Source organism: Bradyrhizobium amphicarpaeae (genome assembly GCF_002266435.3).
Classification (GTDB): Bacteria; Pseudomonadota; Alphaproteobacteria; order Rhizobiales; family Xanthobacteraceae; genus Bradyrhizobium; species Bradyrhizobium amphicarpaeae.
The window spans coordinates 3,490,155-3,504,637 of record NZ_CP029426.2; the positions used below are offsets into that span (position 1 = coordinate 3,490,155).

Below are 14,483 nucleotides of genomic sequence, written 5' to 3' on the forward strand. Positions count from 1 at the left end.
GACGAGCGGTTCGAACGAACCGTGGGTGTTGCGAGTTGATGCGGACGGAGATTTCCGTCCCAAACGTTTCGAAGGAGTGAGCCGATGTCGACCCATATTGAAGTCCCTCCGCACGCATTGCTCGAGCGTATTCTGACGCTGGAGATCGTGCGCGTGACGGAGCGGGCGGCGGTGTCGTCGGCGCGCCTGCGCGGGCACGGTAACGAGAAGGCGGCCGACCAGGCCGCGGTGGATGCGATGCGCCGCGAGCTCAACAAGCTCCCGATCGAGGGCACCATCGTGATCGGCGAGGGCGAGCGCGACGAGGCGCCGATGCTCTTCATCGGCGAGAAGGTCGGCATGAACGCCGGCCCGCAGGTCGACATCGCGGTCGATCCGCTCGAAGGCACCACGCTGTGCGCCAAGAACATGCCGGGCTCGATCGCGACCATGGCGATGGCCGACGGCGGCACGCTGCTGCACGCGCCCGACGTCTACATGCAGAAGCTCGCGATCGGACCGGGCTACGCCAAGGGCGTCGTCGATCTCGACGCGACGCCGGCCGACAACGTCCGCCGTCTCGCCAAGGCCAAGGGTGTGCAGCCCGACAACATCACGGTTCTCGTGCTAGATCGGCCGCGCCACGCCAGCATCATCGAGAGCGTGCGCTCGACCGGCGCTGCCGTGCGCCTGATCACCGACGGCGACGTTGCCGGCGTGATCCATTGCGCCGATCCTGACAACACCGGCGTCGACATGTATCTCGGCACCGGCGGCGCGCCGGAAGGCGTGCTGGCGGCCGTGGCGCTGCGCTGCATCGGCGGCCAGATGCAGTGCCGCCTGATCCTGGATTCCGCCGAGAAGATCGAGCGCGCGGCCAAGATGGGCGTCAACGATCCCAAGATGATCTACGGCATCGAGGACATGGCGCGCGGCGACTGCCTGTTCGCAGCCACCGGCGTCACGACCGGTTCACTGCTGTCGGGCGTCAAATTCCGCAAGGATGGCGTGATCGAGACCGAGACGGTGGTGATGCGCTCCGTCACCGGCACCGTGCGCTACATCAAGGCCGAGCACCGCGAGCTGGCGAAGTTCCATCTGGACTGAGACTGCGGGCCCGCGCGCGATCGTTCGGCTTATCCGATCGGACGCGCGCCGCAGACGTGACTCCACGCTTGTCTGCTATGGGCTGCGGAGCGGCGCGGGGACGAACAGGAACGCGTCGCAAACGGTTAGGGCGACCTTGAGGGCCAATTGAATCTTTCCAACTTCGTCGGCCCAGGGCTGGAGCATGGCCCTGGCGGACGCCGGATCTCCATTCGCTAGAGCGCGGCGTGCGTTTGAATCTGCCTCGGCATAGCCTTCCGTTGCGATCATGCAGGACAGGGCCTGCGAAAGTGCTCGGTCGAAGCCCTCGAGGCGGACCTCCGATTGATAATGATCCGGCCTGAGCCTGATCAGGTTCTGAACCTTTGCCGGATCGAAAAGCCCGACTTTGCCAAGCATGACCAGCAACGGATGATCTCGGGCGATGGTCGAGGGAATGATCGGAAAGGTTCTGACTCTCCCGGATCGATCATCAAAAGACTCGAACGAAATGACGGGCCCGATGTTGAAGCGGGAGTTGCGGTAAAACATCTCGACGCGATGATCAATTTCGAAGTCGGCCTCGAACACGGTGCCGCTCTTGGGCCAGTCGTCCAGGCCGCGGGCAATCAGGTTGGATGAAAGCTGGGCGACACGGGAGGTGACGGTGCGTTGATCGAGCCCATCCACCTCGAATTCGATCTCTCGTCCCGTGAATGCGGACAATCCGATCGTCAAGGCTCCCAGGGTCTTGCCCGCAAGATAGGGGACGATCTCGATCCACAATGCGAAGGGTTGATCTGGATAGGGAGCAAAGGCGTTAAGTGACTGGTCCAGCCACATCTCGGGCGAGCGGCCGACCTTTCCCTGCCAGACGACAGCAGCAACATCCGGCGATGCCGCGACCACGGCCCCGGCAAAAGCGGTCGTGAGCTGTGTTTTCTCAGTATAATTCAGCGCCTTCGTTGCCTTATTGCTTTCGGCAGTGCCCATCGTCGCCACGATCAGGTGCGCACGATGCCGGCCAACGGCGTGGAAAGCTTCCGGCCAAAGCCAGGAAGCCCGCTGCCACAATTCCTGATCGTAAGGTATCGGCGCCGGCATCATGAGGATCGTCATGAGATGATCGCCGGCGCGGATGAACATCGGATGGTCAGCATCGTGGCTGCGTAAGACCCCGCCGGGGCTCCACTGCACGTCGGGATAACGAGTGCGCAATGTCTGAATCAACGCCTCCTCATCCGGAAGGTGGGCATGATCGAGCAGAACGTATGCGACAGGGAAGTCTGTCATGACAGATGCATGCGCACGCTGGGGCGAAAGATTTTGCTCGTCGCGGACGAACAAGGTCTGGCGGACAACTGCTATTGTTGCATGGAAAGGATCATGCTTTAAAGCCCTCGATCTCAGCCGGAGCCAACCGGGCGCAGGAAAAATCCGCGGAGCGAAACATGACGCGAGCATCCGATCTCACCGTGGTCAAAGCCCTTGTCTTCGACGTGTTCGGCACCGTCGTGGACTGGCGCACCAGCCTGATCACCGATTTCATGTGGTGGAGCAAGCAGCGCGGCATCAGCGCCGACTGGACCGCCCTGGTCGACGGCTGGCGCGGCATGTACATGGCCTCGATGGACGACGTGCGCAAACACCCCGAGCGCGGCTACGTCATGCTGGACGATCTGCACCGCCGCTCGCTGGAGAAGCTGGTTGCGCAGTTCGCGATCAAGGGTCTCACTGACGCCGATCTCGATCATCTCACCAAGGGCTGGCACCGCCTCAACCCCTGGCCGGACAGCGTCGCCGGCCTGACGCGTCTCAAGACTAGGTTCGTGATCTCGCCGCTCTCCAACGGCAACGTCGCGTTGCTCACCAACATGGCGAAGTTCGCCGGCCTGCCGTGGGATCTCATCATGTCGGCCGAGCTGTTCCAGCACTACAAACCGGATCCGGAGACCTATCTCGGCGCAGCAAAGCTGCTGTGTCTCAAGCCGGAAGAAGTGATGATGGTCGCCGCCCACAATGGCGATCTCGCCGCCGCGCAGAAGAACGGTCTCAAGACCGCATTCGTGGCGCGGCCGACGGAGTACGGACCGCTCCAGAAAGTCGACTTCGAGGCCACCGGCAACTGGGACATCGTCGCCAAGGATTTTGGCGGGATCGCCGACAAGCTTGGCTGCTAGACTGCGTCTGGTGAGGTGCTAAGGCTCCGGTTTCGATGCGTTACGCCGCCAGCCGGCGCCGACACGATAACAAGGCGTGGAAACGATGAGCAAACCGGTTCCCGAGCGCTATCGACACCTCCGGACATTTGCATTCGGGGATAATCCCGCGCTTGCGGATGAATTGGTCGAACTCGTCATCAAGGGTGTCAAGACCGCGACGTGCAGCACCGAGGACGAGCCGAACACCTCGGCGCCCGGTGAGCGCTGGGTCGTCCTCGACGGGCGAGCGGAGCCGCGCTGCGTCATCGAATCCATCGAGGTGACATATCGTCGCTTCAACGAGGTGGACGATGCGTTTGCTTATGACGAGGGAGAAGGTGACCGTAGCCTGGCCTATTGGCGCCGCGCCCATCAGACCTACTTCGGCAGACTTGGACGCTATAGCGACGACATGATGCTGATGTGCGAGCGTTTTCGCTTGGTTGAGGTCTTCGGCAATGCTCCGGCGGAGCCATAGCTACCAAGCCGTGATTGGCGGTGCCGGCTTGTTCATGCGATCGCTCTGAGGGTCGTCCTGCGCGCTGGCGCATGGTCCGGGCGGCTCGCGCCGCCCGAACCTGATCGCGAGAACCTACAGCGTCATCTGCATCGGTTCGGGATAATAGTGGAAGCCGTCGCCGGCCTTGGCGACATGGCCGTAGCCCGGCCAGGCGAAGTGATAGGACATCACCGGCGTCTTGTTGGCCGCGAGCATCGTCAGTAATTTTACGCGCGATTCCGCTGCCTGTTTCGGGTCGGTGTCGTAGGAGAATTCCATCCGCGGCCGCTCGAGCAGCAGCACGGAATGGTGCGAGAGGTCGCCGAGGAAGGCGAACGATTTGCCGGCCGACGACACCATGAAGATGGTGTGGCCGACGGTATGGCCGGGCGCGGAGATCGCCTGCACGCCGGGCAGGAATTCCTCGCCGTCCTTGAAGAACTTGATCCGCTCGCGGACCGGCAGCAGGTTCTTGCGGGCGTGAACGACGAAGTCTTTGGCCGGGCTGCCGAGCTTGCCTTCGTCGGTCCAGAAGTCGAAATCGGTCTGGGAGATGTAGATCTGGGCGTTCGGAAACAGCGGCTTGTCGTTGGCATCCACGATGCCGCCGATGTGGTCGATATGGGCATGCGAGCAGACCACGGCGTCGATGTCTTCCGGCTTGATGCCTGCCTCCATCATGCTCTTCTGTTGCCGCCCGGTGCTGGCGCCGAACATCTTCGATGAGCCCATGCCGGTGTCGAACAGGATCAGCTTGTCGCCGGTGTTGACGATCGGCGAGTTCTGCTCGAGCACGACGTTGTCCGGCGACAGGAAATTTTCCGCCAGCATTTTCTTCACCTCTTCCTTCGGAACGCCGGTGAAGGTTCCGGAGGGATCGCCGAGCGGAAGCGGGCCGTCGGAGACGACGGTGATCTCGGCATCGCCAAGTACGAAGCGGTGCCAGTAGGGCGTCTGGGTGCCGAGCTTGGGAGCCCGCGCCAATGCGCTGGTGCCGAGCATGGCGCTGGCACCGAGGCCTGCGCCGAGCGTGAGTAGGGATCGACGTGTGACATCGACGGTCATTCGTTTCCTCCGCTTTGTTTTAAACCTTGCGCAATTCTTTGCGCGTTGCGGCCGACCAGAAGCAGCCAAGCGCCTGCGATCGGCATGGCGTATGCTGCGCCGGTTCCGATGAGCTCGCAAGTCAAATTGGTCCGTAGCTGCAATCGGCCGTGGATTCGCGCGTTACGCAATTCTCCGCGCGAGGTCGGCGCCTTCGGTCTCCGCAAAACCTGCCTGCAAGACTTCTTCGCGCTTGTGCCGTAAATGCGCCCGCAAGATGTGGGAGAGGCCCGCGCCATCGCGGCGCTGAAGTGCATTCAAGATGCCTTCATGCTCCCGGACTGCGACCGCCCAGCGCTGCGGTGTCATCGGCGTGACATATCGCGCGCGGCGGATGCGGGCGGTCACGGATGTGTAGAGTCCGGTCAGCACGGGATTACCGGCCGCGCTCACGATGCCTTCGTGGATGGCGCGATTGCCGCGATAATATTGGATCAGGTCACCCTCACGATAATGCAGCACCATGGCCGCATGCGCCGCGGCGATCGCGTCGATCTCGGCGTCGGTGATGCGTTCGCAGGCGAGCTCGCCGGCGAGGGCTTCGAGACCCTGGCAGACTTCGAACAGGTCGCGCATGTCCTTGTCGGTCAGTTTTGCCGCGCGCGAGCCGCGATGCGGCAAAAGCTGCACCAGCCCCTCGGCGGCGAGCACCTTGAGCGCCTCGCGCAGCGGCGTGCGCGAGATCTCCAGCCGCTCACACAGCTCGCGCTCCGGGATCCGCGCACCCGGCGGGATTTCGCCGTCGAGCAGGATGGCGCGGATACGGCCGACGACCTCCTCGTGAAGCATGGACCAGCGCTCCAATTTGAATGCAAAACTGGGATAGACGACCGCTATTTTTCAAGTTCCAGCTTGCTAAACGCGAATTTTGCATTCAAAAATGTAAAAAACAAGAGGATATGGGGAAATGGACCTGGCGGTAGGGGCAGACGACCTCGTTTTTGAATGCAACGACGGCATCGGGCGGATCACCTTCAACCGCCCGCAGGCCCGCAACGCTTTCACTTTCGCCATGTACGAGCGGCTCGCCGCGATCTGCGAGCAGGCCAACAGCGATCATGCGATCAAGGTGCTGGTGCTGCGCGGGGCCGGCGACAAGGCGTTCGCCGCGGGCACCGACATCAACCAGTTTCGCGAGTTCAAGACGCTGCAGGACGCGATCGACTACGAGAAGCGGATCGATCGCGTCCTGACCACGCTCGAACAATGCCGGGTGCCGACCATCGCGGCGATCAACGGGTTCTGCACCGGCGGCGGCGCCGGTATCGCCGCGGCCTGCGACCTGCGGATCGGCACACGCAGCGCCCAGATGGGATTCCCGATCGCGCGGACGCTCGGCAACTGCCTGTCGATGTCCAATGTCGGCCGTCTCACGGCGCTCATCGGCGCCGCGCGCGTCAAGGACCTGATCTTCACCGCGCGTTTGGTCGATGCCACGGAAGCGGCGAGGGTCGGACTGCTCGGTGAGATCGTCGAAGATCTGGCTGCGTTGGAGCGCCGCGCCGACGAAGTGGCCCGGCTCGTCGCCAGTCATGCGCCGTTGACGCTGAATGCGACCAAGCAGGCGGTCGGCCGGCTGCAACGGCGGCTAACGGGAGACGAAGACGAGGACCTCATCCTGATGTGCTACACGAGCCAGGATTTTCGCGAAGGGCTCGATGCTTTCCTCAACAAGCGCGCCCCGCAATGGCGCGGCCAATAGGACGCTCCGATGCAAAGCGATCGATCGCAATCCGCCTCCCGCCGTGCGGGGCCGCTCGCCGGCCTCAGGGTCGTCGACCTCACCCATGTCATGGCAGGGCCGACCTGCACGCTGATGCTCGCCGACATGGGGGCGGACGTCATCAAGATCGAGAAATCGCCGAACGGCGACGACACCCGTCATTCGGTGCCGCCGAAGATCGGCGAGGAGGCGGCGTCCTTCCTGATGATGAACCGCAACAAGCGCGGCATCGTGCTGGACCTCAAGACCGAGGGCGGCAAACAGGTGCTGCGGCGGCTGATCGCGGACGCCGACGTGCTGGTCGAGAATTTTGCGCCGGGCGCGATGGAGCGCCTCGGCTTCGGCTACGAGGCGCTGCACCAGCAATTCCCGGCGCTGATCTACTGCTCGCTGTCGGGCTTCGGCCGCACCGGTCCCTACAAGGACCGCCGCGGCTTCGACCTCGTCGCGCAGGCCATGAGCGGCATCATGAGCTTCACCGGCGAACGGCCCGACGGTCCGCCCGTCAAATGCGGCCCGCCTCTCTCGGACATCACCGCCGGCCTGCTCGCCAGCATGGGCATCCTCGCCGCCTATGCGCACCGGCTCAAGACCGGGCAAGGGCAGTGGGTCGAGACCTCGCTCTATGAGGCCGCCCTGGTGCAGACCTATTGGCAGTCGACCATCGCGCTCGCCGCGGGCACCGCGCCGCGCGCGATGGGCTCGGCCCATCCGCTCAATGCGCCGTATCAGGCGTTCGAGGCCTCCGACGGCTGGCTCGTGGTCGGCGGCGCCAACAAGAAGCACTGGCTGTTGATGCTGGAAGCGCTCGGGGCAAGTGAGCTCGCCGCCGATCCGCGCTTCGTCAACGGCGCCGACCGCATGGCCAATCTCAAGGAGCTCGAAGCGGTCCTGAGCGAGCGTTTCCGCACGAAGTCACGGGCGCACTGGCTCGCGGCGCTGGACGAGAAGGGCGTGCCGTGCGGACCCGTGCACGACATGCTGGAGGCGCTCAGCGATCCCCAGACCCTGGCACGCGAGATGGTCGTCGAGGTCGAGCATTCCACGCTCGGCCCGGTGAAGACCATCGGTCTTCCCGTCAAGTTTTCAGAGACCCCAGGCAAAGTGCTTTCGGGTGCCCCGGTCTATGGTGAGCATACGAGCGAGGTTCTGGCCGAATACGGGTTCGACCAGAAGCAGATCGAAGCGCTCGAAAAAGAAGGCGCAATCGTCCTGGCATCGGGAAGACGCGAGGAACGCGTTGCCTGAGCGGACGTCGATACGACAACGATAAATCACAAAAATCAGCTGGAGGAAATCATGGGTCGGACGTCGATATTTATGCTCTCCGCAGCCGCGACGGTGCTCGCCGGCACGATGCCCGCGCTGAGCGCCTGGCAACCGCAGAAGCCGATCGAGTTCGTGGCCACCGCCGGGCCCGGCGGCGGGACCGACAACCTCGCGCGCGCGGTGCAGAACATCATCACCAAGCACAAGCTGACGGAGCAGCCGATCGTCGTCGTCAACAAGGGCGGCGGCAGCGGCGCGGAAGGCTATGTCTACGGCAAGGCCTCCGCCGGCGATCCCTACAAGGTGATCTTCGGCACCTCGAACGCCTGGCAGCAGCCGCTCGTCTCCAAGGTCGCCTTCAACTACACCGATCTCACCCCAATCGCGGCGATGGCGCAGGACGAGTTCCTGCTCTGGGTCAAGCAGGACGCGCCCTACAAGAATGCGGGCGACTATCTGAAGGCGGCCGGATCGGGCGAGTTCAAGATGGGCGGGGCGCAGTCAAAGGACACCGATGAGGTCTTGACGCGCATGATCGAGAAGGCCGGCAAGGTCAAGCTGACCTACATCCCCTTCAAGAGCGGCGCCGAGACCGCCGTGCAGCTCGCCGGCGGACATCTCGACTCCCACGTCAACAATCCCAGCGAAAGCCTGGGGCAATGGCGCGGCGGCACGCAGCGGCCACTCTGCGTCTTCAGTCCGAAGCGGCTGCCGCAGGGCGCCAAGGTCACCGCGACCGAAGGTTGGGGCGACGTTCCGACCTGCGTCGAGCAGGGGCTCGACATCAAGCAATATGAGCAGCCGCGCACGGTGTGGTTGCCCGGCAAGGTCACGCCGGATCAGGCTGCGTTCTATATCGACCTCATGAAGAAGGTGCAGGCGACGCCGGAGTGGAAGGACTACATCGAGAAGACCTCCCAGGTCGACACCTTCCTGACCGGTGCCGAGTTCGACAAGTTCATCAAGGAGGACCTCGATCACGTCAAGCAGGTCGCGGGCGAGCAGGGCTGGCTGGTCAAGTGAGGCGGGGGATGGGCTTCGATCGCGCCGCCGACTGCAGCCCTGGTCCTCATCCTGACGAGCCCGCCGTAGGCGGGCGTCTCGAAGGATGGCAGCGGATGCAATGTCGCCTGGAGCCGTTCTTCGAGACGCGCGCCAAGCGCGCTCCTCAGGACGAGGACTGTTTCCCCGGAGCTGCCAATGATCTCGCGCCGCGCGCTTGAACTTGCGACTGCAATCCTCACCAGCGCCTTCGGCGTGGCCGTCGTGGTCCAGAGCCTCGACAACGGCATCGGCTGGTCCAGCGCGGGCGTCGACGCCGGCACGTTTCCGTTCCTGACCGGGACCATCATCGTGCTCGGGTCCCTCTACAACCTGGTGCGGGGTGTGTTGCCGGTCGCGTCCCTGGCCAATGTCCCCATCGCGATCACGTCGATCGAGCTGCGCCGGCTGGCCGGCCTGTTCGTGCCGGCCGCGATTTTCGTGGCCGCTATCCCGCTCGCGGGGATGTACGTCGCCTCGGCGCTTTATGTCTTCGCGGTGCTGGCGATCCCCCGGCATCAATCGGTGCCGCGCGCGCTGGGGATGGCGGCGGCGACGGCGCTGGCGCTCTATGTCGTTTTCGAGCGCGCGTTCCAGGTCAGCCTGCCGCACGGCGCGCTCGCCGCCGCACTCGGCTTCTGAGGGCGGGTCCGATGGACAATCTCGGGGAGCTCCTGCACGGCTTCGGCATCGCGGTCACCGTGCCGCATCTGGTGCTGATGGTCGTCGGCGTGCTGCTCGGCATTCTCGTCGGCGTGCTGCCGGGGCTGGGTGCGCCGAACGGGGTGTCGCTGCTGTTGCCGCTGACCTTCGGCATGCAGCCGGTGTCGGCGATCATCCTGCTCTCCAGCATGTATTGGGGCGCGTTGTTCGGTGGCTCCGTCACCTCGATCCTGTTCAACATTCCGGGCGAGCCGTCGTCGGTCGCGACCACCTTCGACGGTTATCCGATGGCGCGCGACGGCAGGCCGACCACGGCGCTCGCCACCGCCTTCGGCTCGGCGGCATTCGGCGCGCTGGTCGGCGTCATCCTGATCACCTTCCTGGCGTCCTGGGTGGCGCAGGTCGCGCTCGCCTTCGGGCCGGCGGAATACTTTGCGGTCTATTTCCTGGCCTTTGCCAGCTTCGTCGGCATGGGCGGTGCCGCGCCGATCAAGACGGTCGTGGCGCTCGCGATCGGGTTTTCGATCGCCGCGATCGGCATCGACACCGTCTCCGGCAGCGTCCGCCTCACCATGGGCGTCGATGAACTCGTCAAGGGCGTGAGCTTCGTCGTCGCCGTGATGGGCCTGTTCGGGATCGGCGAGCTGCTGGTCGCGGTCGAAGAGGAATTCCATGCCCGCGCGGTGTCCTCGAAGATCGATTGGCGCGAGGTCTTTCGCGCGGTCGGACGCCTGCCGCGGCATGGCGTTGCCTTGCTGCGCAGCGCCACAATCGGCTGCTGGATGGGGATCACCCCGGGCGGGCCGACCGCGGCATCCTTCATGAGCTACGGCATCGCCCGCCGCTTCTCGCGCCGTGGCCGCTATTTCGGCACCGGAGAGGTCGAAGGAATCATCTCGCCGGAGACGGCCGATCATGCCGCCGGTACCAGCGCGCTGCTGCCGATGCTTTCGCTCGGCATTCCCGGTTCGGCGACCGCCGCCGTCATGATGGGCGGGCTGATGATCTGGGGCCTCAATCCCGGACCGATGCTGTTCGTCGACCAGAAGGACTTCGTGTGGGGCCTGATCGCCTCGATGTATGTCGGCAATATCGTCGCCGTCGTCCTGGTGCTGCTGACTGTCCCGGTGTTCGCCGCGCTGATGCGGATTCCCTTTGTCATCATCGCCCCGCTGATCGTGATCATTTGCGTCGTCGGCGCCTATTCGGTGTCGAACTCCTACCTCGACGTCGTCATGATGCTCGGATTCGGAATCGTCGGCTATCTCTTCAAGAAGCTGTTCTATCCGCTGGCGCCGCTCGTGCTCGCCATCGTCATCGGCGACAAGGCCGAGGATGCATTCCGGCAATCGATGCTGATGTCGAAGGGATCCCTTAGCATCTTCTTTGCCAACAAGCTGGTGACATGCCTGATCGTGGCCGGCATCGCGCTCTTGCTGCTGCCGCTCGTGCTGCAGCTTACGCGTCTCCGGCGCAAGCCCGCAGCCCCCGAAACCTCCGCCCAGGAGAAGGTGATCATATGACCGCAAAGCCGCTGATTGCGCTGGCCATGGGAGATCCCGCCGGCATCAGCCCCGAGCTGACGGCCAAGCTGACGGCGCAGGACGACATCCGCGCGAGCTGCCGGCTCGTCGTGATCGGCGACCGCCGCATCTTCGAGGAGGGCGCGCGCATCGCCGGTGTCAAGCCGGCGCTGAAGATGGTTGAGCAGGGGGTCGATCTTCGCGCGGCGGAGGGCGAGGCGCTGTTTCTCGATCTTCGTCACCTCGATCCCAAACAGGTCGAGCCGAAGACCGCAACGCTTGCCGGCGGCAGGTTCGCGCTGGCGAACTATCGGCACGCACTCGAGCTCGGCCGCGACGGCAATGTCGATGCGGTCTGCTTCACTCCCTTCAACAAGCAGGCGATGCGGCTCGCCCGCGCAGAGTACGACGACGAAATCGCGTTTTCGGCCGAAGTGGTCGGGCTCAAGACGCCGGCGAGCGAGTTCAACGTGCTGGACCGGCTGTGGAACGCGCGCGTCACCTCCCACATCCCGCTGAGGGACGTCGCTGCCAGGCTGTCCGGCGAACGCATCCACCGTGCGCTCGAGCTGACCGATGCCTGCATGCGCAACGCCGGCTTCGCGCGGCCGCGCATCGCGGTTGCCGGACTGAACCCGCACGCGGGCGACGGCGGCAATTTCGGCCGCGAGGAGATCGATGTCATCGCGCCCGTGGTCGCGGCCGGCCAGCGCGAGGGCATCGCGGCGGAAGGGCCGTTTCCCGCCGACACCGTGTTTCTGCGCGCCAAGGGCGGTGCCTTCGATGCGGTGCTGACGATGTATCACGACCAGGGCCAGATCGCGATGAAGCTGATGGGCTTCGATCGCGGCGTCACCTTGCTCGGCGGCTTCCCGTTCCCGATCTGCACGCCCGCGCACGGCACCGCCTACGACATCGCGGGACAGGGCATCGCCTCGATCGGCGCCAGCCGTGCGGCGGTGTTGCTCGCGGCGGAGATGGCGGCTCACCGCGCCGTGTAATCCTTCCGGGCTATCGCCTATGGGCGGCGCCGGCTCATTGACGCCGTGGCTTGGACTCAGTGGCTCGCGAGCCATGTTGCCAGCGGCGTCGACCCGAGGCGCGCCTCGCCCAGCGGGTTCAGCGACGTGTCGTCAATGGGGCCGCCGTAATATGCCGCCTTGGGGTCGCCGGTCACCGGACGGGTGTCGCCCGACGCCTTCAGGCGGCGTGCGATGAATTCGTTGAAGGGAGCCTTCTCGGGACCTGCGATGTCGATCGTGCCGTTGAGCGGCTTGCCTGTCGCGACCTCCGCGAGGCGAAAGGCGACGTCGTCGGCGGCGATCGGCTGAAACAAGGCCGAGGGAACGACGATCCTGCCGTCAACTGCCCCCATGTCGGCAATGGCGGCGAGGAATTCGAAGAACTGGGTGGCGCGCACGATCGAGTAGGGGACCGGGGAAGACTTGATGATCGTCTCCTGGGCGAGCTTGGCACGGAAATAGGCGTTGTCAGGCGACCGTTCGGTCCCGACAATCGACAGCGCCACGTGATGCTTCACGGCGGCGGCGGCCTCTGCCGCGACCATATTCCTGCTCGACCGCTCGAAGAACTCGAGCACGGCGGCGGGCTCCCAGGACGGCGCATTGGCGACGTCGACGACGACATCCGCGCCTGCCAGCGCCGCGGCGAGGCCTTCGCCGGTCACGGCATTGACGCCCGATTTCGGTGAAGCCGCCACGGCCTCGTGGCCTTGCTGCCTGAGCCGCGCCACCAGCTTGGATCCGATCAACCCGGTTCCGCCAATCACGACAATCTTCATGACCTGTCTCCTTGGCATGTGACGAGCGCGAGGTGCCGGTGCGGGTTGGCGCTCACGCCGGTGAACGTGATGCGAAGCGACTCTACTCGATCAATGAGGCGGGCTCTTGCCTGTAACGGGCGCGGCTTGCTGGAAAATGCTTCAGAAGCCGGGGTGCGATTTCACAAAGCCGCTAGGGGGCATTCCTCGTGCCGCAACACACTCTGCGATGATCGCAGATTGCCAGTGTTTTGCCCGTCGTGTCAAAACTTCGGGCGAGGGGGGCCAAAGGTTGGACTGAAAAGGCCAATGAAAACAACCCTCCGGCTACTGTGCATGGGGTTGTTTTCGCGTTTTTAGCCAGGCCTGCCGCTTTACGCCCCGCAGGCGATCACACCGTACCAGCCGAGCCCGCGATAGGTCTCATAGCCCGGCGTCGCGTGGAAGGCGATCAATGCCCCCGTGCGGTCGTGATAGAAGCCGGAGGCCTGGCCGTTCAGCGAGATCGAGATACGCTCGCTGAGGATGCCCTGGCCGTCCGACGCCGCGATCACGCGGAAATTCGAATCGACCAGCAGCACGCGTGCCTTGTCGCTGTCGCCGACGCGCACGCCCTGGACGATGGCGCGGGCCTGCGGCTCCCAGTCGAAATGGATGGCGAGCACGCCGATCGGGGCGCCATTGGCCTGGCCGCCGGCCCGGACGCTGGCGCAATAGGTCGCAACCTGCGCGTTGCCGAGCAGCGGCTGGTTCTCGACGTCGCCGGCAACGTAGTCGTCACCCGACCGCAAGCCCTTTGCCTCGCGAAACCATTTGGTATGGGCGACGTTCTGGCCGACAGCGCGGAAGCGGTCGGCGCGGCCGTTGGCGATGACGTTGCCGTCGAGGTCGCAGAGCCAGAGGTCGAGATAAACGGTGTAGGCCCCGAGGATGACGCCCAGGCGCTGCGAGGCGTGGGAAACGGCCGCAGCGCCGGGTGAGGCGGCGCAATCGACCACCGCGGAATCGGTCGCCCACCAGCGCACGTCGCAGGTGCGTTCATAAAGGTTGCGGTCGATCAGCTCGATCGCGTTCAGCGACAGGTCCATCATGCGCTCGCCGCGCGAACGCCGGCTCATGCGTTCGATCGAGGAGACGAGATCGCCCGTGCGCTTCGTCAACTGGCTTTCGAGCTCGCGGGCGATGGTCTCGACCTGCTGGCCGACGCCGCGCACCTCCTGGGCCACCACCGCAAAGCCCGCGCCTTGCGCGCCGGCGCGCGAGCTTTCGATCAGCGCGTTCAGCGCCAGCATCTTCATCTGGTTGGTGATCTGCTGGATCGACTTGGTCTTGTCGACCGCGATCTGGTTGACCTCCGCGGTCAGGCGGTTGATCAGCGCGGAAATGTCGGAATCATCGTCAGCGGGTTCGGTGGCGATCGGCTTGGCCTTCAGACCCAGCGCAGCAGACATCGGGAACTTCCCTTGGCAATGAGGTCTGATCTGCAACGAACCCGGACAATCGCTCACAGATCGAATACGATTCTTTTTCGAAGATTCCGCCTAACGCCCGCTTAATTTGCTGCTCGCCGGAATGCCCAAATGATAGTCAGTCGGCGCAGCAGATCGGCAATCCA

At 64.5% G+C, this 14,483-nt stretch carries 14 protein-coding genes; 9 read left to right on the plus strand and 5 right to left on the minus strand.

What is annotated here, in order from left to right:
* Positions 1–84 precede the first annotated feature (84 nt).
* Entirely contained in the window at positions 85–1,086 is a 1,002-nt protein-coding gene (gene glpX / locus CIT40_RS16090) for a class II fructose-bisphosphatase (RefSeq protein ID WP_094896926.1), read from the plus strand.
* A 75-nt stretch (positions 1,087–1,161) separates the two neighbouring features.
* On the opposite strand, the gene CIT40_RS16095 is transcribed toward glpX, so the two are convergent.
* On the minus strand, positions 1,162–2,412 hold the full coding sequence (locus CIT40_RS16095) for a hypothetical protein (RefSeq protein ID WP_334265255.1): 1,251 nt from the start codon (positions 2,410–2,412) through the stop codon (positions 1,162–1,164).
* Between the two features lie 104 nt (positions 2,413–2,516).
* Between CIT40_RS16095 and CIT40_RS16100 the strand changes: the two genes are divergently transcribed.
* Both CIT40_RS16100 and CIT40_RS16105 read left to right on the plus strand, forming a co-directional pair.
* The gene (locus CIT40_RS16100) at positions 2,517–3,245 is read left to right on the plus strand and encodes a haloacid dehalogenase type II (RefSeq protein WP_094896928.1); all 729 of its coding nucleotides are present in this window, start codon (positions 2,517–2,519) and stop codon (positions 3,243–3,245) included.
* An 85-nt stretch (positions 3,246–3,330) separates the two neighbouring features.
* Positions 3,331–3,744: an ASCH domain-containing protein gene (locus CIT40_RS16105; RefSeq protein WP_094896929.1), complete on the plus strand. Its 414-nt coding sequence runs from the start codon at positions 3,331–3,333 to the stop codon at positions 3,742–3,744.
* A 114-nt stretch (positions 3,745–3,858) separates the two neighbouring features.
* On the opposite strand, the gene CIT40_RS16110 is transcribed toward CIT40_RS16105, so the two are convergent.
* On the minus strand, positions 3,859–4,830 hold the full coding sequence (locus CIT40_RS16110) for an MBL fold metallo-hydrolase (protein WP_094896930.1): 972 nt from the start codon (positions 4,828–4,830) through the stop codon (positions 3,859–3,861).
* A gap of 162 nt (positions 4,831–4,992) precedes the next feature.
* Complete coding sequence (locus tag CIT40_RS16115; RefSeq protein ID WP_193550920.1) at positions 4,993–5,658, minus strand: GntR family transcriptional regulator; 666 nt, start codon at positions 5,656–5,658, stop codon at positions 4,993–4,995.
* Between the two features lie 118 nt (positions 5,659–5,776).
* On the opposite strand from CIT40_RS16115, the gene CIT40_RS16120 reads away from it, so the two are divergent.
* The 6 genes from CIT40_RS16120 (at position 5,777) to CIT40_RS16145 (ending at position 12,089) form a co-directional block, all read left to right on the plus strand.
* Positions 5,777–6,571, plus strand: a complete 795-nt coding sequence (locus tag CIT40_RS16120) for an enoyl-CoA hydratase/isomerase family protein (RefSeq protein ID WP_094896932.1) — start codon at positions 5,777–5,779, stop codon at positions 6,569–6,571.
* Between the two features lie 9 nt (positions 6,572–6,580).
* Positions 6,581–7,840 carry a CaiB/BaiF CoA transferase family protein gene (locus CIT40_RS16125; RefSeq protein ID WP_094896933.1) on the plus strand — a complete coding sequence of 420 codons (1,260 nt, stop codon included), beginning with the start codon at positions 6,581–6,583 and terminating at the stop codon, positions 7,838–7,840.
* A 51-nt stretch (positions 7,841–7,891) separates the two neighbouring features.
* The gene (locus CIT40_RS16130; protein WP_094896934.1) at positions 7,892–8,884 is read left to right on the plus strand and encodes a Bug family tripartite tricarboxylate transporter substrate binding protein; all 993 of its coding nucleotides are present in this window, start codon (positions 7,892–7,894) and stop codon (positions 8,882–8,884) included.
* Positions 8,885–9,061: 177 nt separating this feature from the next.
* A complete protein-coding gene (locus tag CIT40_RS16135; protein WP_094896935.1) occupies positions 9,062–9,544 on the plus strand; it encodes a tripartite tricarboxylate transporter TctB family protein in 483 nt (160 codons plus the stop codon).
* A gap of 11 nt (positions 9,545–9,555) precedes the next feature.
* The gene (locus tag CIT40_RS16140) at positions 9,556–11,088 is read left to right on the plus strand and encodes a tripartite tricarboxylate transporter permease (protein WP_094896936.1); all 1,533 of its coding nucleotides are present in this window, start codon (positions 9,556–9,558) and stop codon (positions 11,086–11,088) included.
* Positions 11,085–12,089, plus strand: coding sequence for a 4-hydroxythreonine-4-phosphate dehydrogenase PdxA (locus CIT40_RS16145; protein WP_094896937.1), 1,005 nt, complete (start codon positions 11,085–11,087; stop codon positions 12,087–12,089). Before CIT40_RS16140 ends, CIT40_RS16145 begins: the two co-directional genes overlap by 4 nt.
* A 56-nt stretch (positions 12,090–12,145) precedes the next feature.
* Here the strand turns inward: CIT40_RS16145 and CIT40_RS16150 are convergent, their stop codons facing one another.
* Positions 12,146–12,889, minus strand: a complete 744-nt coding sequence (locus tag CIT40_RS16150) for an SDR family oxidoreductase (RefSeq protein ID WP_094896938.1) — start codon at positions 12,887–12,889, stop codon at positions 12,146–12,148.
* A gap of 353 nt (positions 12,890–13,242) precedes the next feature.
* On the minus strand, positions 13,243–14,319 hold the full coding sequence (locus CIT40_RS16155; protein WP_094896939.1) for a methyl-accepting chemotaxis protein: 1,077 nt from the start codon (positions 14,317–14,319) through the stop codon (positions 13,243–13,245).
* Between the last annotated feature and the right edge of the window lie 164 nt (positions 14,320–14,483).